Raw genomic sequence first — 21,057 nt, 5'->3', positions numbered from 1 at the left:
GGGGCGGAGCGTCAGGCGCGTGCCTCAATAAAAATCGTAGTAGAGAGCCCATTGGCCAGTGGTTTTGTGCTTCCAGAACATCAGGCAGCCGTTGTCGATGATGTTGAGATGGATTTTGGAGTCGGACGCAATCTGGAAAACAAATTCAAAACCTTCGCCAAGACCCACGCCCGACTGGTAATAAGAAGGATAACCGCCAATTTTGTGTGTATAGGTGTGGCAGGTCAAATCGTAATAGCCAGCGATCTTGCCGGCTCTTTCCTGGCGGAGGATCTCACTCTCCAGCTCCAGGGGAATGTCGCCGCTGTCCCATAGCGGATAGTCCTCGTCGATGCGCTCCGCTTGCAGCGGAAAGGCTTTCAGGCTGGGGCCCTGAGGCAGGAAATCCTGGCGGATCAGCAAATCGCCATGCCCATATTCCCTGACGAGCCAGTTGGCCCCCATCGCTTCGAATGGTTCTGGCAGCGTGGCGGAAATGAATACCGTCAAAAGCCTGGTATCGGCAAGCCGCGGCGAGATGACAGGCAGAGCCGGAATGCAAAGCTGGGCTAGCGGCAGCATCGGCTTGCCCGCATCGTCGAGCGGAATGGCTTCGCCAGGCGCAAATAGTGACACCTTGCCCAGCCAACTTTCCGTTTCCTGATAAGTGGGGCGAAAGCCGCCGGCGGTCAGTTTGGCGATGGGTTTGGCCAGCAGGGTTTTGATCTGTTCGATGTCCATGGCCATGTCGGATGCGGTAGTGGTTTGCAGAGTGGAGGGCTTGGGCCTCGCCTCTGATTTTCTACCACGCGAACCGCGCGGCATAGCGACCGGATCGGCGTCATAATGAAACAGGCCCCTCTTCGATTGCGAAGAGGGACCGTTCGCGTCATTGTCCGTCCATCACCCGGAACACCCCGTTCGGCGCCATGCCGAACACCTCCGGCGCGTACATCGCCTCCACCCGGGTGGGTGGCAGCTTGAAGGCGCCGGGATTGTTCAAACGCATCGTGTATTCCACCTTGAACTCGCCGCGTGGCACGTAGCTGTAGTAGGCGCGGTAGCCGGCGAAGCGGCGCTCGATGTAGTCGGCGTAGTCGCCGCCGTTGCCGGACTTGGCGTCGATGGCGGAGTCGCGGCCCAGGCCGCTGCCCTGAATCGCCGCGCCGGCCGGGATCGGGTCGTCCACCACCACCCAGCTCATGTCGTTCTGCGCGCGGATTTCCAGCGTCACCTTGACCACGTCGCCGGGCTGGTACTGGCCGCCCACCTTCTGGCTGACCGGCGTCAGCGTCTTCTTGATGCTGTAGCCGGCGTAGCGCGCGGTTTTCAGCGGGATGGCGGCTTCCGCCTGGATGGTGGCCCACGGCGCGCCGGAGCCGGCGTGCTTGAGCTGCAGGCTGGCCCCGCCAGCCGGCCACGGCAGCAGGCCCAGCTGTTTGACGCCTTCCTGCGGCCAGGCGAGGCTGAGGCTGGATTTGCCGAGCAGCGCGCGGGTCTGGCCGCTCACCGGCGCGTTCTCAAACTGCCGGGAGAACTGCGCCACCGCCAGCGAGCCCCACATATTGGCGGTGGTGGTGTCCCAGTGGCCGCGTTGCTGGCGGGCGAGCAGGCCGGTCAGCAGGCGCGGCATGTCGGCCTGCCAGTCGGGCAGCTTGCGGACGGCCAGCAGCAGCTTGGCGGCGTTGACGTCGCCGTTGCCCATCAGCCACCAGGCGTTGTCGCCGGACTCGGTGCTGAAACCCATCCGGGTGCCCTGGTAGGTCAGGCGGGCGCGCAGCAGGTTGGACGCTTCGCTGATGCGGGCGGCGCGTTGCGGGATGTCGGCCGCGCGGTTCAGCAGCGACAGCCAGTCCGCCAGCATCGAAGTGCTCATCTTCTGCGGATTGAGGTCCAGCACGTCCAGCATGGCCGGGCGGAAGCGGCCGTAGCGCGACAGCGCGTCCATCGCGGCCAGGCGGCGCGCGTCGGCGTCCTGGCGGTTGATAGGCAGATCGCGTTTGAGGCGGCCCTCGACGAAGGCGGACAGGCCGTCCAGCATCTTGCCGCGCGGACTTTCCGGGATTTCCATGCCGGCTTCGCCGGCGACGGCCAGCAGATAGCTGGTCAGCACGTCGCTGCCGCGGTCCGGCGCGCCTTCGCCCAGCGGGAAGTAGGCGGCGAGGCCGTTGCCGTCCAGATACAGCGGCAGCTCGCTCATCAGCTGATCCCAGCGCTTGCGGTCGGACAGGCCGAGCGCGATCGAGCTGCGCTGCTCCAGGCAGGCGTAGGGGTAGTCCTCGAACCAGCGGCGCACGCCGGGCAGGCTGTTGCCGAGCTTGGCCTGCAGGCTGACGCGGATGCCGCCGCGGCCAGGCAGCGCGCCCGGCGGCAGCGCCACCGGGATGGACAGCTCAGGCGATACCCGTTGCAGCGTGGCCTGTTCCACCGTCACCGGCACCGCCGGGTCGATCCGCTGGCTGATCGCCAGCTTGTCGGCGGCCTTGCCGTCCACTTGCTGGGCGCTGAACGTCCACTTCAGCTCCTTGATGTCGCTGGGCACGGTCACCGGCCAGCTCACCAGCCGCGATTCGCCCACCGGCAGCGCGAGCTGGCGCGCGGGCAGCGCCGGCAGGCCCGGCGCGCCGGCTTGCACCTTGATGTTCAGCGTCTTGTCGCCGCCGTTGCGCACGGTGACGCCGGCCTGGAACTGGTCGCCTTCGCGCGCCAGCGGCGGGATGCCGGACGTCAGCTGCAGGTCTTGCGTCACATTGAAGCCGGCTTCGCCGGTGCCGAACTGGTCATTGCCGAGATCGGCCACCGCCACCAAGCGGAAGCGGGTGAGGGCGTCGTTGATCGGCACCTTGACGCGGGCGCTGCCGTTGGCGTCCAGCGTCACCCGGGGCTGCCAGGTAAGCAGGGTATCCAGCAGCTCGCGGGTCGGCGCCTTGCCGCCGCCGCCGCCCGGCGGCAGCGATTTGCGGCCGTAGTGGCGCTTGCCCACGACTTCCAGCTGGGCGGTGGCGGTTTCCACGCCGTAGCTGTGCCGCTGGTACATCGCCTGCATCAGCTCCCAGCTGTGATTGGGCTGCAGCTCCAGCAGCGCCTCGTCCACCGCGGCGAAAGCCACTTCGGTGCCGGCCGGCGCCGGCTTGCCGTTGGGCAGCTTCACCTTGATGGCGACGTCGGCGGTTTCGCGGATGCCATAAGTTTTTTTGGCCGGCGTCACTTCCACGCTCAGGCGCTTGGCGGCGTCGCCGACCTGGATTTCGGCGATGCCGTATTTGAACGCCGGGCGCGACAGGTCCACCATCGCGGTCGGCGGCGCGTAGTCGCCGCCTTCGTTCCAGTAGGCGTCCCACCATTCCGACGGGCTCTTCCAGCCCCAGGTGAAGAAGGAATACCAGGGCACGTCGCGGATGCGGCCGCGCACGGCCAGCACCGAAACATAGACATTCGGCGTCCAGTCCGGCGCGATCTTCAGTTCGATCGACGGGTTCTTGCCTTCCAGTTCCACCACGCGGGTTTCCAGGATGCCTTCGCGTTCTATCGCCACCCAGGCGGTGGCTTTGCGGAAGGGCATGCGCACCTGGAAGCGGGCGGTTTCCCCAGGCGCGTAGCTGGTTTTTTCCGGCAGCACGTCGATGCGGTCGTTGTTGTCGACATCGAACCACAGCTCGTCGTGCTGGCTGACCCATACCGATTGCGAGCTGCGGGCGACGTTGCCTTGCTCATCTTTGGCTTCGGCGATCAGCTCCATGTCGCCGGCGTCTTTCAGACTCAGCTCGCAGTAGATCAGGCCGCGGCCGTCGGTGGTGCCGCTGCACACCTTGCCCTTGTCGTCGGTTTCCTCGTTGTGGTCCCAGGCGTAAAAGCCGCCCACCAGCCGTTTGCGGCTGGACAGGTAGCGATGCTCGCGCAGGGTGACCTTGATGTCCTTGCCCGCCAGCGGCTTGCCGGCGGTGTCCAGCGCCACGGCTTTCATCTGCAAGGCGCGGCCGGCGGTGATCCAGCTGTCCACGCTGATGCCCACCTGCACGGCGGACGGCCACAGCGCGATGCGGCGGGTGAGGGTCTGGGTTTCGCCGTTGGGATCGCGGTAGGCGGCTTCGGTCACCAGGTCGTAGCGGCGGTCCAGCTTGGGCAGCTTGTCGACGATGGCCTTGCCGTTGCCGTTGCCGTCCAGCTGGATGGCGGCTTTGTCCAGCACCACCTTGCCGTCCAGCGAGGCCTCGCTGTTTTCGCGGCTGCGCTGCGGCGGCGAGAAGCTGAAGTCGTCGTAGGCTTTCAGCCGCTGGTAGCCGTCGGCCAGCATGGCGCTGACTTCCACCGGCCAGCCTTTGGCCGGTCCGCCGTTGCCCCAGGACAGCGAAACATTGAGCGGCACCTGCGCCGGGGCGATGCCGGCGTTCTTGGCGGTGGCGATGCGGCCGGTCATCGCCGGCAGGCGGAATTCCTCCACCCGGAAGCTGCCGCTTTGCAGCGAGTAGCCGTCCAGCTCCGGGCTGGACGGCTTGCCTTGGTCGGCCGGGCCGCGAGTGCCCTTGCGTTCCAGATACAGCGTGTATTCGCCCAGCTTGGCCTCCTTGGGCAGCGCGTAGCTGCTTTCGGCGTAGCGGCCCTTGCGCCAGGTCAGCGGCAGGCTGACTTCGTCGCCGCTGCCGTCGTGGACGATGCGCAGCTGCTGCGGCAGCTGGCCGGGTTTCAGCTGCGCCAGGCCCTTGCCGGCCTGCACCCGCAGCAGGTGCTTCATCGACACCGTTTCGCCGGCGCGGAACAGCGCGCGGTCCAGGATGCTGTGGGCGATGATGGCCGGGCCGTCGCCGCCCTGGGTCGGGAAGGGGAAGCGCCAGGACTCTATGCCGCGGTTCCAGCTGGAGCGGACGAAGGACACGTCTTCGTTGCCCTGCGCGTCCTTGGCGCGGGCGGTGACGAACAGGCCGGACAGTTCTTCGTCGGAGCAATCGCCGGCCGGCAGCGCGCTCTTGGCCAGCGCGCTGCCCTGGGCGTTTGTTGTGCCGCTCCATAGCGCGTTGCCCTTGCAGTCGTAGATGTTGATGCGGGCATTGGGCACCGGCTTGCCCTTGTCCAGCGTGGTGACCCAGACCGCGGCGTTTTCGCCGGATTTTTTCAGATGCACCGCCAGGTTGGTGACCAGCGCGGCGGTGCGCACGTACATCGGCTTGTTGGCGGCCAGCAGCGATTTGCCCAGCAGCCGGGACGACACCTCCACCACGTAGAGGCCCGGCTTGGGCAGCGGGATGCCCACCACCTCGAACGGCCACTTGCCGTTGCCGTCGGGCTTGGCCGGCAGCTTGAGCGGCACGGCGTCGCGGTTCTTGTTCAGCAGCGACACGCGCCGGCTTTCCACCGTCTTGTCCTTGCCGGCCGGCAGATTGCTCTCATGGTAGCGTTCCACCTTGGCCAGCCAGGCCATCATGTCGGCGTCGCGGCTGAGGCGCAGCGCCTGCCCGCCCAGTTGCACCGACTTGATGTTGAGGTCGCCCTCCACGCTGCGCAGCGTGATGGGCAGGGCGGCGTCGGCGCCGGATTCGATGATGCCGAACGGCGCGGCCGCGAACTTGGCCAGCGGCGGGTAGTCGGCCAGTTTGATCGACAGCGGGAAGCGGCCGGCGTTGACCGGCTGCCGGCCCACTTCGTCGCGGAAGTCCTTGGGCAGCGCGAGGGTCAGGGTTGCCAGCGGCGGGAAGGGCGGTGCGAAGCTGACGTTGTCCACCGGCTCGCCCTTGTTGCGCTGCTCCGCTTGCGGCGCGCGCTCGGCGCCGCCGCCGGACAGCCGGATCGCCTGGGCCAGCTTGGCCGGCACCGGCGAGCTGAAATTCAGCGTGATCGGCTTGAACGGAATGCAGGCGCCTTTGGCGTTTTCGCGCTGGCAGCTCATGCTGGCGGCAAAGGCCGGCCGCACCTGGTATTGCTGCTTGTCCGGCGCGCTGGCGCCGCGCAGGTGCACCAGCGTCAGCTTGCTGTCCGGCGCCAGGCGCTGGTCGCAGCGCACGGTCAGCACGTTGGCGGCCTGTTTTTCCAGTTTCAGGTGTTTGAGCAGCGCGGCGCGGTCGGCCGCGGCCAGCGTTCGCACCGGAATGCGCTCGGGCAGGCTGGACGACTGGCAATACAGCGCCGCGGGCTTGACGCCGCTGGCGTTGAAGCGCAGCACGAAGGCCTGGTCTTCTTCGATGCGGCCATCCGAAGGCCAGCTTGCGGCGATGATGGGCTGGCCGGTGTAGAAGCGGTAGCTTTGGCCCGATGCTACGGCGTTGCCCTGCAGGTCCTTCAGGCCAGGCTTGGGGGTGAAGCGGCAATCAGTATTGGCCGGCGGCGTTTCGCGCACGTCCAGCGTCCAGGTCTTGTCGTCCACCCAGTGGCCCTTGCCCTTCAAGCCGCAGCTCCAGGCGAACGGCGCCGGCGCAGCGCTGTTGCCCAGCGCGATCATGCTGCTGTTGAAGGTGGCGCGTACCTGGGTGACTTCCTTCACTTCGCCTTGCGGGCTGAAGGTGGTGACTCCGGCGGCGGCGCAAAGGCCGGGCAGGAGCAGCCAGGCGGCGATCAGGCCTGGGCGCAGCGGTGTTTTCATGGCGTCACCATGGTGCGGATCGGGTTTCGGGCGGGAGTCGGCTGTCGGGCGTGTCATTCTGAACGGATATTTTTCTTGTCTTGGCTGGCAATTCGCATGATGCGGAATCATAGCAGATGGCTGGCCGGGCCGGGAGCGGCGCGGCGAAATTGTCCAGCAATATCAAACGGCAAGCGAAAGGCCGGCGCGGCGCCTGGGCGCCAAGGCCGGTCCGGGCGGGCTGGCGGCGCCCGCCGCTGGCGGGTCGGGCGGCCCGCGCGGGGGCAGACAAGCGCGAGGTGCGTGATATACTGTGCGTTTCGTTGGGTGCGCGGTGTAACTCCGCGCAGCGCCTGAGCGGCAGCTTTCCCGCCCGCGGGAGCGCGCCGTCCGGCGTCGTACCGTCCCAGATGACTACAACCTGTCACACTTCGAAGGATTTAACATGCAAGTACAGCTGGAAACACTGAGCAATCTTGAACGCCGCATGGACATCGCCCTGCCGATGGCCGCCATTGATTCGCAAATCACCGAGCGCCTGAAGCGCGTGGCCCGCAGCGCCAAGATTCAAGGTTTCCGCCCGGGCAAGGCGCCGCTGAAGATCGTGGAGATGAACTACGGCGCCCAGGTGCGTGAAGAAGTTATGGGTGAACAGGTTCAGCAAGGCTTCTACAAGGCCGTGACCGAGCAGAAGCTGCGCGTTGCCGGCTACCCGCGCTTCGAGCCGGTTGCCGCTGGCGACGACAAGGAAAACTTCAAGTTCGCCGCCACTTTCGAAGTGTACCCGGAAGTGAAGGTTGGCGAGCTGGCGGGCAAGGAAATCGAGAAGCCGGCCGTCACCGTGGGCGACGCCGAAATCGAGAAGACCATCGACATCCTGCGCAAGCAGCGCACCCGCTACAACCGCGTTGAGCGCGAAGCCGCCGTCGGCGACCGCGTGATCATCGACTTCAAGGGCGCCATCGACGGCGTGGCCTTCGAAGGCGGCTCCTCCGAGAACTTCCCCTTCGTGCTGGGCCAAGGCCAGATGCTGGCCGAATTCGAAGCCGGCATCGTCGGCGCCAAAGAAGGCGACATCAAGAGCGTGGAAGTGAGCTTCCCGGCTGATTACCACGGCAAGGACGTGGCCGGCAAAACCGCCGTGTTCGAAATCCTGGTGAAGAACGTGGCCGAAGCCATCCTGCCGGAAGTGAACGAAGAGTTCGCCAAGATGCTGGGCATCGCCGAAGGCGACGTGGAAAAAATGCGCGGCGAAATCCGCAAGAACGTCGAGCGCGAAGTGAAGCGCCGCCTGCAGGCCCGCACCAAGGAAAACGTGATGCAGGCGCTGATCGACGTGACCGAAATCGAACTGCCGAAGGCGCTGGTCGGCCTGGAAATCGGCCGTCTGGTCGAGCAGGCCCGTCGCGACATGCAGCAACGCGGCATGAACGTCAAAGACATGCCGTTCCCGCCGGAGCTGTTCACCGCCCAAGCGGAACGCCGCGTCAAGCTGGGCCTGATCCTGTCCGAAGTGGTGGAAGCCAACAAGCTGGAAGCCAAGCCGGAACAGGTTCGCTCGATGATCGTCGAATTCGCCGACAGCTACGAAGAGCCGGAAGACGTGCTGGCCTGGTACTACGAGAGCGCCGACCGCCTGGAAGGCCCGACCTCGATGGTGCTGGAAGACAACGTGGTTGAATTTGTGCTGTCTCAGGCCAATGTAGTAGAGAAGGCGCTGTCCTTCGACGAACTGATGGGCAGCCAAGCCTGATAACAACCTCTAGGAGTGGCCGATGAAATCGATGATGGAACCGCAAGGGTTGGGCCTGGTGCCCATGGTGGTGGAGCAGAGCGGTCGCGGCGAGCGCGCCTATGACATCTATTCGCGTCTGCTGAAGGAGCGCATCGTCTTCCTGGTCGGCCCCGTCTCGGACGAATCGGCCAACCTGGTTGTCGCGCAGATGCTGTTCCTGGAGTCGGAAAATCCGGACAAGGACATCCATTTCTACATCAACTCGCCGGGCGGCTCCATCACCGCCGGCATGTCGATCTACGATACGATGAACTTCATCAAGCCGGACGTTTCCACCCTGTGCATTGGCCAAGCGGCCAGCATGGGCGCCTTCCTGCTGTCGGCAGGCGCCGAGGGCAAGCGTTTCGCGCTGGAGAACAGCCGGGTGATGATTCACCAGCCGCTGCTGTACGGCGGCGGCCTGTCCGGCCAGGTGACCGACATCGAAATCCACGCCCGCGAACTCGTCAAGGTGAAAGCCAAGATGAACGAGCTGATGGCCAAGCACTCCGGCAAGACCATGGAGCAGCTGGAGGCGGATACCGAGCGTGATAACTTCATGTCGGCGGAAGAGGCCCGTGTCTACGGCCTGATCGATAAAGTGCTGTCTTCCCGCAAGGATGTCACGGCGTAAGTAGTGGAATTGGCTAATGGCTGACAAAAACAGCAACGAGAAACTTCTCTATTGCTCTTTCTGCGGAAAGAGCCAGCACGAAGTGCAGCGGCTGATCGCCGGCCCGCAGGTATTCATTTGCAATGAATGCGTCGAGCTGTGCAACGACATCATCCGCGAAGAGCTGGAGAAGGGTAGCAGCAGCGAAGTGGTGGGCGGCGCGTCCGCCGACCGCCCGCTGCCGACGCCGCAGGAAATTCGCGCGGATCTGGACCAGTACATCATCGGCCAGGATTTCGCCAAGAAAACCCTGTCGGTTGCGGTGTACAACCACTACAAGCGTCTGTACCAGAAGAGCGGCAAGGACGACGTGGAGCTGGCCAAGAGCAATATTCTCCTGATCGGCCCCACCGGCTCCGGCAAGACCCTGCTGGCGCAGTCGCTGGCGCGCCTCTTGGACGTGCCCTTCGTCATCGCCGACGCCACCACGCTGACTGAGGCGGGGTATGTCGGCGAGGATGTCGAGCACATCATCCAGAAGCTGCTGCAGAAGTGCGACTACGATGTGGAAAAGGCCCAGCGCGGCATTGTCTACATCGATGAGATCGACAAGATCTCGCGCAAGTCGGAAAACCCGTCCATCACCCGCGACGTATCGGGCGAGGGCGTGCAGCAGGCGCTGCTGAAGCTGATCGAGGGCACGGTGGCATCGGTGCCGCCGCAGGGCGGCCGCAAGCATCCGAACCAGGAATTCATCCAGGTGGATACCACCAATATCCTGTTTGTGTGCGGCGGCGCTTTCGACGGCCTGGAGAAGATCATTCGCCAACGCTCCGAGAAGGGCGGCATCGGCTTCGGCGCCGAAGTGTCCTCCAAGGACGACGGCAAGAGCCTGAGTACGCTGTTCAAGGATGTCGAACCGCAGGACATCATCCGCTTCGGCCTGATTCCCGAGCTGATCGGCCGCCTGCCGGTGGTCGCCACGCTGGAGGAACTGGACGAAGAGGCGCTGGTCACCATCCTCACCCAGCCGAAGAACGCGCTGATCAAGCAGTACCAGCGCCTGTTCTCGATGGAGTCGGTGGAACTGGAGGTGCGTCCGTCGGCGCTGCGCGTCATCGCCAAGCAGGCGCTGATCCGCAAGACCGGCGCCCGCGGCCTGCGCTCCATCCTGGAGCGCGCGCTGCTCGACACCATGTACGATCTGCCGTCCATGCAGGACGTGGAAAAAGTCGTGGTGGACGAGAAGGTGATCGAGAAGGGCGACAAGCCGCTTTTCATCTATCGCGAAGAGGGCGGTGTGGCACAATCCGCCTGATAGCCTGGCCTGAATGACTGAACCGCCCGGCAGGGCGGTTTTTTATTTGTCGTCCATGTAATCTGTTTTAGTATGGGGTGTTGATATTCTGGCCTTGCACCCCATTTTCCATGCATTGTTTCCCCAAAGCTAAGGTTAGGTGATATGTCCCAACCCGCAGAAATCAGAGAAGAGACCACGCTGCCGCTGTTGCCGCTGCGCGACGTGGTGGTCTTCCCGCACATGGTCATCCCGCTGTTCGTCGGACGGGCCAAGTCGATCCGTGCGCTGGAGCTGGCGATGGACGAAGGCAAGCAGATCCTGCTGGTAGCCCAGCGCTCGGCTTCCAAGGACGAACCCTCCGCCGAAGATCTGTACGGCGTGGGCACCATCGCCGCTGTGCTGCAGATGCTCAAGCTGCCGGACGGCACCGTCAAGGTGCTGGTGGAAGGGCGCCAGCGCGCCACCATCAAGGAAGTGGGCGAGGAGGACGGCTGCTTCGTCGCCGAATTCAGCCCGCTGTCCAGCGAGCTGGAAGAGTCCAACGAGACCGAGGCGATGCGCCGCGCGCTGCTCGCCCAGTTCGAGCAGTACGTCAAGCTGAACAAAAAGATCCCGCCGGAAGTGCTGAACTCGCTGGCCGGCATCGACCGCGCCGGCCGCATGGCCGACAGTATCATCGCCCACCTGCCGCTGAAGCTGGAGCAAAAGCAGGAAGTGCTGGAGATGTTCGATGTCCAGACACGTCTGGAGCATCTGATGTCGCAGCTGGAAGGCGAGATCGACATCCTGCAGGTGGAAAAGCGCATCCGCGGCCGCGTCAAGCGCCAGATGGAAAAGAGCCAGCGCGAGTACTACCTGAACGAGCAGGTCAAGGCCATCCAGAAAGAGCTGGGCGAGATGGACGAGGTCAGCGACCTCGACGAGCTGGAGCGCCGCATCAAGGCTGCCGGCATGAGCAAGGAAGGCCGCGACAAGACCCTGGCCGAGCTGAAGAAGCTGAAGATGATGTCGCCGATGTCGGCGGAAGCCACCGTGGTGCGCAACTACATCGACACCCTGCTTGACCTGCCGTGGAAGAAGAAGACCAAGATCAGCAAGGACGTGGCCGCGGCCGAGGCTGTGCTAGACGAGGACCACTTCGGCCTGGAGAAGGTCAAGGAACGGATTCTGGAGTACCTGGCGGTGCAGCAGCGCGTCGATCGCCTGAAGGCGCCCATCCTGTGCCTGGTAGGCCCTCCGGGCGTCGGCAAGACCTCGCTGGGCCAGTCGCTGGCCCGCGCCACCAACCGCAAGTTCGTGCGCATGGCGCTGGGCGGCGTGCGCGACGAGTCGGAAATCCGCGGCCATCGCCGCACCTATATCGGCTCGATGCCGGGCAAGGTGCTGCAGAACATGTCCAAGGTCGGCGTCAAGAACCCGCTGTTCCTGCTGGACGAGGTGGACAAGATGGGCGCGGACTTCCGCGGCGATCCGTCGTCCGCCCTGCTGGAGGTGTTGGATCCCGAGCAGAACCACGCCTTCATCGACCATTACGCCGAGGTTGAGTACGACCTGTCCGACGTGATGTTCGTCGCCACCGCCAATTCGCTGAATATTCCGCCGGCCTTGCTTGATCGGATGGAAATCATCCGTCTTTCCGGCTACACAGAAGACGAGAAGGTCAACATCGCGCTGAAGTATTTGCTGCCGAAGCAGATGGAGGCCAACGGTGTGCGCGAGGGCGAGCTGGCGGTGCAGGAGTCCGCCATCCGCGACATCGTCCGCTACTACACCCGCGAGGCCGGCGTGCGCAGCCTGGACCGCGAAGTGGCCAAGATCTGCCGCAAAGTGGTGACCGGCGCCTTGCTCAAGCCGGGCAAGACGGGCAAAGTGACGGTGTCGGCCAAGAATCTGGACAAGTATCTGGGCGTGCGGCGCTTCGACTACGGCCTGGCCGAAGAGGAAAACCGCGTCGGCCAGGTGACGGGCCTGGCCTGGACCGAAGTGGGCGGCGAGCTGCTGACCATTGAGGCGGTCACGCTGCCGGGCAAGGGCAATATCGTCCGCACCGGCCAGTTGGGCGAAGTGATGCAGGAATCCATCACCGCGGCGATGAGCGTGGTGCGCAGCAGGGCCAGAAGCCTGGGCATCAAGCCGGACTTCTACGAGAAGAGCGACATGCACATCCACGTGCCGGAAGGCGCGACGCCCAAGGATGGCCCGAGCGCGGGCATCGCGATGACCACGGCCATCGTGTCGGTGCTGACCGGCATTCCGGTGCGCGCCGATGTGGCGATGACCGGCGAGATCACGCTGCGCGGCGAAGTGCTGCCGATCGGCGGTTTGAAGGAAAAGTTGTTGGCGGCGCATCGCGGCGGCATTCGCCACGTGCTGATTCCCAGGGGCAATGAGAAAGACCTGGCGGAGATCCCGTCCAACATCAAGCAGAAGCTTGAAATCCATCCAGTGAAATGGATCGATGAGGTGCTGGCGCTGGCGCTGGAGCGTCAGCCGGAAGAATTGTCGCAAGAAGAACAGTCCGCGGACATTCCTCCTGCGCAAGATGCTTCCGGCGGAGTGTCGGTTTTGAAGCATTAAGAATCATGGCCTTACCGAAGCTGTGAATATCTTGTGGTTTCGCGGCTTCCAAATGTGCTTGCGAATTAGCAAAACACCCGTGGAAGCCGCTTGACACAAGGATTTCCGCCTTGCTATAAAGCAAGCGTTTTTATCCGAATTACGTAGACCGAAGAACGACGAAAGGGGACTTACGTGAACAAGTCTGAACTGATTGACGCCATCGCGGCAGAAGCCGACATTTCCAAAGCCGCTGCCGCGAAAGCTCTGGACGGCATGGTTGCTGCCGTTACCGACGCCCTGAAAAAAGGCGATACCGTGACTCTGGTGGGTTTCGGCACCTTCTATGTGGGCGAGCGCGCAGAGCGTAGCGGCCGCAATCCGAAGACCGGCGAAACCATCAAGATCCCGGCTGCACGTTCTCCGAAGTTCCGTGCTGGCAAGGCACTGAAAGACGCGCTATAATCGGCGCCCCTGCCGCAGGGCCGGTCTGACCGGTTCCGCGGCGGGGCAGACGGGCGTTTAGCTCAGTTGGTAGAGCGTCTGCCTTACAAGCAGAATGTCGGCGGTTCGACTCCGTCAACGCCCACCAAGGTCCGGAGCGGTAGTTCAGTTGGTCAGAATACCGGCCTGTCACGCCGGGGGTCGCGGGTTCGAGCCCCGTCCGCTCCGCCAAATACACGAGAGAAGGTGAACCGGTTCAACGCGTTCACCTTTTTTTTACAGGGGTGGCCTTAGCCAATCGTCATGTTCGAGTTTGTCCAGAACAACAAAACCGTCATTCAAGTCATCCTGGGGGCTGTCGCGCTGACTTTCGTCGGCTTCGGCGTCAGCAGCTACAGCGACGTCACCGCAGACCCCTATCTGGTCAAGGTGGGCAGCGTCAAGATATCCAAGCGCGATCTTGATCGCGCGCTGGAGGGCAAGCCCAGCGATCCGGCCACCCGTCAGGCCGCTTTGGAGGAAATGATCCGCAACAAGCTGGTCCTGGCCGACGCCCGCGATCATGGCGCCGCCATCAGCCCGGACCAGCTGCGCAAAGTCATCGCCTCCATTCCGCTGTTTCAGGACAACGGCCAGTTCAGCCCGCAGCGCTATGAGGAGTTTCTGAAAAACCGCTATCGCTCCGCCGCCGATTTCGAAGCCGAAATCAGCGAGGACATGCTGATCAGGAACCAGCTGACAGCCGTCGCCGGCACCCAGTTCGTGTCCAACACCGTGGTGACCCGCATGGCGGCATTGCTGGGCGAAGGCCGCGTGCTGCAGCCGCTGACGCTGAAGCCGTCCGATTTCGCCGCCGAAGTGAAAACCGACGACGCGGCGGTCAAGGCCTACTACGACGCCAACGCCAAGCGCTTCCGCACGCCGGAAAGCGTCAAGCTGGATTACGTGGTGCTGTCGCAAGACGCGCTGGCGCAAAGCGTCAAGGTGTCCGACGCCGACGTGCAGAAGTATTTCGATCAGCACAAGTCGGACCTCGCCAGCGAGCAGCGCCGCGCCTCGCACATCCTGCTGACGGTGCCGAAGGGCGCAAAACCTGAGCAGAAGGCCAAGATCAAGGCGGAGGCCGAGGCCATTCTGAAGGAAGTGCGCGCCAATCCGGGCAAGTTCGCCGAAATCGCCAAGGCCAAGTCGCAGGATCCGGGCTCGGCGGAGAAGGGCGGCGATTTGGGTCTCAACGCGCGCGGCATGATGGTCAAGCCGTTCGACGACGCCGTGTTCTCGATGAAGCCTGGCCAGATCAGCGACCTGGTGGAAACCGACTACGGCTTCCACATCATTCGCCTGGATGCGATCAAGACCCAGGGGCTGGAAGAGGCCAGGGCCGCCATCGTCGACAAACTGCAGAAGCAGAAAGCTTCGGCCCTGTTCCGCGAACAAGCGGACAAGCTGAACGAAGTCGCTTACCAGCAGGCCGACTCGCTGAAGGGCGTGGTCGATGCGCTGAAGCTGGAAGTCAAACACTCCGACTGGCTGCAGCGCAATCAGCCGGGCAAGGATGAGCTGCTGGGCAACGACAAGTTGCTGGCGGCGGTGTTCAGCGACGATGTGCTGAAGAAAAAGCACAACAGCGAAGTCGTGGATGTCGGCGGCGGCCGTCTGGTGGTGGCGCGCGTGGCCGAGCATCAGCCAGAGCGCCAGCGCCCGGTCGCGGATGTGCGCGAAGACATCAGGCGCGAACTGGTTGAGCGCGAAGGCGCCAAGCTGGCCGACAAGAAAGGCCAGGCATTGCTGGCCGAGCTGAAGGCTGGGAAGGGCGTGGACGCGCAGAAGTGGGGCGCCGAGCAGACGGTATCGCGCCGCGCGTCTGGCGGCCTGCCGATGGCCGATGCGCGCGTGGTGTTCAGCGTGGCCGCAGCCAAGCTGCCGGGGTTCGCCGGCGTGCGCCACGATACCGGCGAGTATGTGATTTACCGCGTGAACAAGGTGATTGCGGCTCCCGCTGTCAGCGAAGCCGATCGCGCCCAGCTGGGCGGGGTGCTGGGAGAGATCTCCGCCAATAACCAATTGGGCAGCTATCTGCAGGCGCTGCGGCAGAAGTACCCGGTGACGGCCGGCAAGCAGTCGCTGAACGACAATAGCCAGTAAGCTCGGACGCATTCGCTCCGCCAACCCCGCCTCTCGGCGGGGTTTTCGCTTTCATGGCGCGGGTATCGCCGCGGCGCGCCCCTCTTGGCGCAGCGCATCCAGCAGCACCCGAGCCTTGCGCGGAATGTTGCGGCTGGGGAACACCGCGTGCATTTGCGGATCGTCGCCATGGCTGGAGACGATGCGAAACTCAGGACATAGCCGGACCAGTTCGCCGTTTGCCGCCAATGGCTCGGCCAACCAGTCTCCCAGCCTCCCGATGCCCATGCCGGCGCGAATCGCCTCCAGCACGCCGTTGCCGGAGTTGCTGCGGTGCCAGGCGCTGAGGTTGAGGCTGATCTGGCTGCCCGCGCTGACGAAGTTCCAGGCTTTCAGCACGCGCGGCGCGGTGTGGATGATCACCCGGTGCTCAGGCAGCTCGCGCGGGCTGGCCGGCGCGCCGTGGCGCGCCAAGTAGGCGGGGCTGGCATATAGATGGCGCCGGTAGTCCCATAGCGGATAGCCTATCAGTTCGCTGGAGGCGGGAAACGCGCCGCGGATGGCGAAATCCAGCTTTTCCCGAATCGGCTCCAGCGTGGCGTCGCTGTACAGCACGTCGAAGCGCAGGTCCGGGTTTTCCTCGGCGAGGCGGGCCAGCACCCGCGGCAGGATGCCGCGCCCCAGCGTTTCCGGCGCGGAGAAGCGCAGCAGGCCGCGCGGCGCGGCGACTTGCTGATTGAGTTCCTCTTCCGCCTGCTGCTGCAGGTCCAGCATCTGCCGGGCGATAGGATAATAAGCCTCGCCGGCCATGGTCAGCTCCACCTGCTTGCTGGATCGGGCCAGCAGCGCCGCGCCCATTTCCTCTTCCAGCGCCTGCAGCGCGCGGGTGGCGCTGCTGGGCGAGGTGCCCAGCTGGCGCGCGGCGGCGACGAAGCTTCGGCGCTCCACCACCGCGCAAAATATCCTGACTCCCCATAGCGGCTTCATCGCGCCTCCAGTATTGCGTTTATTGCAATATTACATTGCAAGCATGAATCTGGCCCAGGCCTTAGAATGCGTGCAAGGAGGAGAATGCCAATGTTGTTGAGCTTGAGTTTTTTGTGCGTGATCGCTTTTTTTGCCGGACTGGTCGACGCCGCTGTCGGCGGCGGGGGCTTGATCCAGATTCCGGGCCTGTTCAGCGCCTTGCCGAATGTGGCGCCGGCCACCTTGTTCGGCACCAATAAGCTGGCGTCGGCGGTGGGAACCTTGTCGGCGGCGCGCTCCTATCTGCGTCGGGTGCGGTTGCCTTGGCGACTGGTGCTGCCTTGCGCGGCGATGGCCTTCGTGTTTTCGTTCGCCGGCGCCCAGGTGGTGGCGCTGATACCCAAGGACGTGATCCGGCCCTTGGTGCTGACCCTGCTGCTGATCATGGCAGCGTACACGCTGTGGAAGAAAGATTTCGGCAAGCTGCACAAGCCGGTGGCGATAGGCCGGCGCGAGTTGCTGATGGGCATGGCGATAGGCGGCGCCATCGGTTTTTACGACGGCCTGTTCGGCCCCGGCACCGGCAGTTTCCTGATGTTCCTGTTCATCCGCTTTTTCGCCTTCGACTTCCTGCACGCCTCGGCGGCGGCCAAGGTCGTCAATCTCACCACCAATGTGGCGGCGCTGCTGTCCTTCGCCATCGGCGGCCATATCCTGCTGGCCTACGCGCTGCCGATGGCGGCGGCCAATATGGCCGGCGCGATGGTGGGCACGCGCTTGGCGATGAAAAAGGGCGCCGGTTTCGTCCGCATCTTGTTCTTGATGCTGACCAGCGTGCTGATCTGCAAGCTGGGTTGGGACATTCTGCGCGGCTGATCGCGCGCCGGCCTGGCCGCCGGGAGCGGGACGCGCTTTGAACTGCGCGTCCCGCTCCTTTATCATGTAGGCAGAATGACTACTTGGCGGTTCCTTTCCATGCATCCATCTCGTTGCCCCGCGCCAGACGCGGCGTTTAGCCTGCTGCAATTGCCCAATGTCGGGCCGCGCGCGGCTGCCGATCTGGAACGCCTGGGCATCCAAGAGCCAGGGCAGCTGCGCGGCCGCGATCCTCATCAGCTTTATCTGGAGTTGTGCGATAGAACCGGCCAGCGGCATGATCCCTGCGTGCTGGACGTGATGCTGTCCATCTGCCATTACATGGACACCGGCGAAGCTCGCAGCTGGTGGAGCTTCACCGCGGAGCGCAAGCGCCGATGGCCGCAGTGACGCCGCCGCGCGGGCCGCTGGCCGCCTGCCATGATTGCGATTTGCTGCTGCGGCTGCCGGCCGCCGCCGCCGACCGCGCCTGCATCCATTGCCCGCGCTGCGGCGCCTTGCTGCACGAGCAGGCCGACGGCGCGCTGCATGCCGGCGCGGCGCTGGCGGTGGCCGGCGCGGTGGCCTTCGTCATCGCCAACAGCTACCCGGTGCTGGTCTTGGAAATCGCCGGCAACCGCAACGCCGCCACGCTGTGGCAGACCGCGTTGGCGCTGCAAGGGCAGGGGATGGCGGAAGTGGCGCTGCTGGTGCTGTTCACCGGCATCGTGATGCCGGCGCTGGAGCTGGCCAGCATGCTGTACCTGCTGCTGCCCCTGCAGTACGGACGCGCGCCGCCGGGCTTTGCGGCGGTGATGCGGCTGCGGCAGCTGGCGCGGCCCTGGTGCATGGTGGAGGTTTTCCTGCTGGGGGTGCTGGTTTCGCTGGTCAAGCTGGTGCATCTGGCGGCAGTGCATCCCGGCATCGGGCTATGGGCTTTTTTCGGTTTGATCGTGCTGATGGCGGCTTGCGCCAGCCGCTTCAAGCCGGTGCAACTGTGGGAGCGCTACCAGGCATGCCAGGCTACGGAATGAAAAGCGCGGCGGCGCGCAACCTGGCGCTGTGCCACGGCTGCGGCCTGCTATGCCGGCTGGAGGCCGGCGCCGCCGGCGTTTGCCCGCGTTGCAGGGCGCCGCTGCACCTGCGCCGGCCGGCGGCGCTGCAGCGCTGCTGGGCGCTGCTGCTGGCGGCCATCATCAGCTATTTGCCGGCCAACCTGCTGCCCATCATGGAAACCACCGCGCTGACCGGCGTGCAGCGCGACACCATACTCAGCGGCGTGGTCTATTTGTGGAACAACGACTCCTGGCCGCTGGCGCTGGTGGTGTTCACCGCTAGCGTGCTGGTGCCGTTGCTGAAGATACTGGCCTTGCTGTTGCTGCTGTGCAGCGTGCAATGGCGCTGGTCATGGGCGCCGCGGCAGCGCACCGGGCTGTACCGGCTGATAGAGCTGATCGGGCCGTGGTCGATGCTGGATATTTTCGTGGTGGCGCTGATGGTGGCCCTGGTGCAATGGCAGTCGCTGGCTAGCATCAAGGCCGGCGCCGGCGCGGTGGCTTTCGGCGCGGTGGTGGTGCTGACCATGCTGGCCGCAATGAGTTTCGATCCCAGAATGATCTGGGATCCCGTAGAGGAAGAAGATGAGCAGTGAAGAACCGGTAGAACCGCAAGGCCAGGAGCCGCAACTGCCGCAGGCCGTGGTGTTGAAGCGCCGCCGCTGGGCGCCGTCACTGGTGTGGCTGATCCCCGTGGTGGCCGCGCTGATAGGCGGCTGGCTGGCCGCGCACGCCATCATGTCGCGCGGGCCGACCATCACCATATCCTTTCAGAACGCCGAAGGGATAGAGGCCGGCAAAACCAGAATCAAATACAAGGATGTGGAAATCGGCGAGGTGACGGCAGTGGCGCTGAGCGCCGACCGCCAGTCCATCCTGGCCACCGCCGAACTGAGCAAACAGGCCAACGACTACCTCGCGGCGGACAGCCGCTTCTGGGTGGTGCGGCCGCGCGTCTCCGGCGGCGGCGTGTCGGGGCTGGGCACCGTGCTGTCGGGCTCCTATATCGGCATGGACGTAGGCAAAAGCTTGGCGCGCAAGACCGAATTCGTCGGCCTGGAAACGCCGCCCATCATCAACGCCGACCTGCCGGGGCAGACTTTCTTCCTGCGCGCCGACAACCTGGGCTCGCTCAACACCGGCTCGCCGGTGTATTTCCGCCGGGTGCCGGTGGGCCAAGTAGTGGGGTACGAACTGGACCAGAAGGGCAGTTTCGTGCGCGTCAGCGTGTTCATCAACGCGCCTTACGACCGTTTCGTCAACGCCAACAGCCGCTTCTGGCACGCCAGCGGCGTCGACGTGTCGCTGAGCGCCAACGGGCTGAACGTCAACACGCAGTCGCTGGCGGCGATCGCGTTGGGCGGCATCGCCTTTGAAACGCCGCTGTCGGACAATGCCGCCATCCCTTTGTCCGACCGCAATTTCATCCTGCACGACACCCGCGATAAAGCGTTGCAGAACCCCGACCGCGAAATGCAGGCCTTCCGCCTGCGCTTCCGCCAGTCGCTGCGCGGCTTGGCTATCGGCGCGCCGGTGGACTTCCGCGGCATCATCATCGGCGAGGTGACGGCGATAGGCGTGGAATACGTGCCGGAACGCAAGGACTTCGACATGACGGTGGACATCCGCACCTACCCCAGCCGGTTGGACAGCCTGTCGCACGGCTCGCGCATCTCGCGCAAGCTGTCGTCGCAACAGCTGGTGGCCAACGGCATGCGCGCGCAGTTGCGCTCCGGCAGCCTGATCACCGGTCAGCTGTACGTGGCGCTGGACTTCTTCCGCGACGCGCCGCCGGCCAAGCTGGTGGTGCGCGGCGGCATCGCCGAGCTGCCCACCATCCCGGGCGATCTGGAAGAGCTGCAGCGCGTGTTGCAGCGCATCGCCAAAAAGCTGGACGCGGTGCCGTTCGACAGCATAGGCCAGGAGATGGACGCCTCGCTGAAGTCGCTGCACCAGACGCTGGACAGCATGCGCAAGCTGTCCGACGGCATCAACGGCGAAATGCTGCCGCAGACGCTGAAGACGCTGGAGCAGCTGCAGCAGACGCTGGACGCTACCCGGCAGACCATGAAGGCAGACTCGCCGCTGCAGCAAGACGTGCGCTCGGCGGCGCAGGAAGTGAAGGAAACCGCGCGCAGCTTCCGCGCGCTGGCAGACTATCTGGACCGCCACCCGGAAGCGCTGGTGCGGGGCAAGGAGGCGCAGCCATGAGTCTGCGACGATGGAGCGGCGCCGGCATGCTGTTGCTGGCGCTGGCAGGCTGCGCGTCGCCGCAAGCCCGCTTTTACAGCCTGGAATCCGCGTCCGCCGCATCCGGCGAGCCGGCGCAATTCGGCAAACGCGTGATGTTGGGGCCGGTAAGCCTGCCGGCGGCGCTGGACAGGCCGCAATTGGTGCTGGACGACGGCGGCGGCCGGTTGCGGCTGCAAGAGTTCGACCGCTGGAGCGCGCCGCTGGACCGGCTGCTGGCGCAGAGCCTGACGCTGGCGGTGTCGCGCCGCAGCGGCGTCGCCAGCGTCTACGCCTATCCGCAGCCGACAATGGACGGCGGCGACCTGCGCTACGCGCTGGACGTGCGGCGGCTCAGCCTGCAGCCGGGACGCCAGGCTGCGCTGGAGGTGGTGTGGCAGTTGCAAGGCGTGTCCGACGGCAAGCTGCTGGCCGCCGGCAGCTTCAGCCGCAGCATCCCGCTGGCCGCCCCCGGCGTCGACGCGGCGCTGGCCGGCCTGCAAAGCCTGCTGGACGCCTTGTCCGGCGAAATGGCGCAGCCGCTGCGCCAGCATCCTGAATGGTGGCAGCCGCCGGCCGGCCGCTCCTGAGCCGGCGCCGTTCCGTCCTGGC

15 protein-coding genes and 2 tRNA genes are annotated in these 21,057 nt (G+C 64.8%); 14 read left to right on the top strand and 3 right to left on the bottom strand.

Annotated features, from left to right (window positions below; genetic code table 11):
- Window positions 1-24 precede the first annotated feature (24 nt).
- Window positions 25-720, bottom strand: a complete 696-nt coding sequence (locus MY55_RS08930; RefSeq protein ID WP_047236799.1) for a DUF1963 domain-containing protein — start codon at window positions 718-720, stop codon at window positions 25-27.
- Window positions 721-868: 148 nt separating this feature from the next.
- Window positions 869-6,550, bottom strand: coding sequence for an alpha-2-macroglobulin family protein (locus MY55_RS08925; protein WP_065202275.1), 5,682 nt, complete (start codon window positions 6,548-6,550; stop codon window positions 869-871).
- Between the two features lie 424 nt (window positions 6,551-6,974).
- Between MY55_RS08925 and tig the strand changes: the two genes are divergently transcribed.
- From tig to MY55_RS08885, 8 genes are all read left to right on the top strand, one after another.
- Window positions 6,975-8,282, top strand: a complete 1,308-nt coding sequence (gene tig, locus MY55_RS08920) for a trigger factor (protein WP_065202274.1) — start codon at window positions 6,975-6,977, stop codon at window positions 8,280-8,282.
- A gap of 22 nt (window positions 8,283-8,304) precedes the next feature.
- Window positions 8,305-8,937, top strand: coding sequence for an ATP-dependent Clp endopeptidase proteolytic subunit ClpP (gene clpP, locus MY55_RS08915; protein WP_043572302.1), 633 nt, complete (start codon window positions 8,305-8,307; stop codon window positions 8,935-8,937).
- A 16-nt stretch (window positions 8,938-8,953) separates the two neighbouring features.
- Window positions 8,954-10,234, top strand: a complete 1,281-nt coding sequence (clpX, locus tag MY55_RS08910) for an ATP-dependent Clp protease ATP-binding subunit ClpX (protein WP_043572296.1) — start codon at window positions 8,954-8,956, stop codon at window positions 10,232-10,234.
- Between the two features lie 144 nt (window positions 10,235-10,378).
- Window positions 10,379-12,793 carry an endopeptidase La gene (gene lon, locus MY55_RS08905; protein WP_043572294.1) on the top strand — a complete coding sequence of 805 codons (2,415 nt, stop codon included), beginning with the start codon at window positions 10,379-10,381 and terminating at the stop codon, window positions 12,791-12,793.
- A gap of 174 nt (window positions 12,794-12,967) precedes the next feature.
- On the top strand, window positions 12,968-13,237 hold the full coding sequence (locus MY55_RS08900; RefSeq protein WP_043572292.1) for an HU family DNA-binding protein: 270 nt from the start codon (window positions 12,968-12,970) through the stop codon (window positions 13,235-13,237).
- A 51-nt stretch (window positions 13,238-13,288) separates the two neighbouring features.
- Window positions 13,289-13,364: transfer RNA gene (locus tag MY55_RS08895), tRNA-Val, on the top strand.
- 6 nt (window positions 13,365-13,370) lie between these two features.
- Window positions 13,371-13,447, top strand: a tRNA-Asp gene (locus MY55_RS08890).
- A 72-nt stretch (window positions 13,448-13,519) separates the two neighbouring features.
- Window positions 13,520-15,361, top strand: coding sequence for a SurA N-terminal domain-containing protein (locus MY55_RS08885; protein ID WP_065202273.1), 1,842 nt, complete (start codon window positions 13,520-13,522; stop codon window positions 15,359-15,361).
- A gap of 51 nt (window positions 15,362-15,412) precedes the next feature.
- Here the strand turns inward: MY55_RS08885 and MY55_RS08880 are convergent, their stop codons facing one another.
- Window positions 15,413-16,327, bottom strand: coding sequence for a LysR family transcriptional regulator (locus MY55_RS08880; RefSeq protein ID WP_065202272.1), 915 nt, complete (start codon window positions 16,325-16,327; stop codon window positions 15,413-15,415).
- Between the two features lie 90 nt (window positions 16,328-16,417).
- On the opposite strand from MY55_RS08880, the gene MY55_RS08875 reads away from it, so the two are divergent.
- The 6 genes from MY55_RS08875 (at window position 16,418) to MY55_RS08850 (ending at window position 21,035) form a co-directional block, all read left to right on the top strand.
- The gene (locus tag MY55_RS08875) at window positions 16,418-17,182 is read left to right on the top strand and encodes a sulfite exporter TauE/SafE family protein (protein ID WP_197465929.1); all 765 of its coding nucleotides are present in this window, start codon (window positions 16,418-16,420) and stop codon (window positions 17,180-17,182) included.
- Between the two features lie 99 nt (window positions 17,183-17,281).
- Entirely contained in the window at window positions 17,282-17,572 is a 291-nt protein-coding gene (locus tag MY55_RS08870; protein WP_047236790.1) for a helix-hairpin-helix domain-containing protein, read from the top strand.
- Window positions 17,560-18,195 carry a paraquat-inducible protein A gene (locus MY55_RS08865; RefSeq protein WP_043572271.1) on the top strand — a complete coding sequence of 212 codons (636 nt, stop codon included), beginning with the start codon at window positions 17,560-17,562 and terminating at the stop codon, window positions 18,193-18,195. The genes MY55_RS08870 and MY55_RS08865 overlap by 13 nt, the downstream gene beginning before the upstream one ends.
- Window positions 18,192-18,812, top strand: coding sequence for a paraquat-inducible protein A (locus tag MY55_RS08860; RefSeq protein WP_043572268.1), 621 nt, complete (start codon window positions 18,192-18,194; stop codon window positions 18,810-18,812). Before MY55_RS08865 ends, MY55_RS08860 begins: the two co-directional genes overlap by 4 nt.
- Window positions 18,802-20,427: a PqiB family protein gene (locus tag MY55_RS08855; protein ID WP_043572266.1), complete on the top strand. Its 1,626-nt coding sequence runs from the start codon at window positions 18,802-18,804 to the stop codon at window positions 20,425-20,427. Before MY55_RS08860 ends, MY55_RS08855 begins: the two co-directional genes overlap by 11 nt.
- Complete coding sequence (locus MY55_RS08850; RefSeq protein ID WP_080509415.1) at window positions 20,424-21,035, top strand: PqiC family protein; 612 nt, start codon at window positions 20,424-20,426, stop codon at window positions 21,033-21,035. Before MY55_RS08855 ends, MY55_RS08850 begins: the two co-directional genes overlap by 4 nt.
- Window positions 21,036-21,057: the final 22 nt, after the last annotated feature.

It is taken from the genome of Chromobacterium subtsugae (assembly GCF_001676875.1).
Lineage (GTDB): Bacteria > Pseudomonadota > Gammaproteobacteria > Burkholderiales > Chromobacteriaceae > Chromobacterium > Chromobacterium subtsugae.
Note: the sequence above shows the minus strand (reverse complement) of the source record. Positions and strands in the feature narration are given on the sequence as shown.

What these genes read in the sequence shown, in the direction of transcription:
- MY55_RS08930 (WP_047236799.1), bottom strand. Translation starts at nt 720, where the DNA reads ATGGACATCGAACAGATCAAAACCCTGCTGGCCAAACCCATCGCCAAA.
- MY55_RS08925 (WP_065202275.1), bottom strand. Translation starts at nt 6,550, where the DNA reads ATGAAAACACCGCTGCGCCCAGGCCTGATCGCCGCCTGGCTGCTCCTG.
- tig (WP_065202274.1), top strand. Translation starts at nt 6,975, where the DNA reads ATGCAAGTACAGCTGGAAACACTGAGCAATCTTGAACGCCGCATGGAC.
- clpP (WP_043572302.1), top strand. Translation starts at nt 8,305, where the DNA reads ATGAAATCGATGATGGAACCGCAAGGGTTGGGCCTGGTGCCCATGGTG.
- clpX (WP_043572296.1), top strand. Translation starts at nt 8,954, where the DNA reads ATGGCTGACAAAAACAGCAACGAGAAACTTCTCTATTGCTCTTTCTGC.
- lon (WP_043572294.1), top strand. Translation starts at nt 10,379, where the DNA reads ATGTCCCAACCCGCAGAAATCAGAGAAGAGACCACGCTGCCGCTGTTG.
- MY55_RS08885 (WP_065202273.1), top strand. Translation starts at nt 13,520, where the DNA reads ATGTTCGAGTTTGTCCAGAACAACAAAACCGTCATTCAAGTCATCCTG.
- MY55_RS08880 (WP_065202272.1), bottom strand. Translation starts at nt 16,327, where the DNA reads ATGAAGCCGCTATGGGGAGTCAGGATATTTTGCGCGGTGGTGGAGCGC.
- MY55_RS08875 (WP_197465929.1), top strand. Translation starts at nt 16,418, where the DNA reads ATGTTGTTGAGCTTGAGTTTTTTGTGCGTGATCGCTTTTTTTGCCGGA.
- MY55_RS08870 (WP_047236790.1), top strand. Translation starts at nt 17,282, where the DNA reads ATGCATCCATCTCGTTGCCCCGCGCCAGACGCGGCGTTTAGCCTGCTG.
- MY55_RS08865 (WP_043572271.1), top strand. Translation starts at nt 17,560, where the DNA reads ATGGCCGCAGTGACGCCGCCGCGCGGGCCGCTGGCCGCCTGCCATGAT.
- MY55_RS08860 (WP_043572268.1), top strand. Translation starts at nt 18,192, where the DNA reads ATGAAAAGCGCGGCGGCGCGCAACCTGGCGCTGTGCCACGGCTGCGGC.
- MY55_RS08855 (WP_043572266.1), top strand. Translation starts at nt 18,802, where the DNA reads ATGAGCAGTGAAGAACCGGTAGAACCGCAAGGCCAGGAGCCGCAACTG.
- MY55_RS08850 (WP_080509415.1), top strand. Translation starts at nt 20,424, where the DNA reads ATGAGTCTGCGACGATGGAGCGGCGCCGGCATGCTGTTGCTGGCGCTG.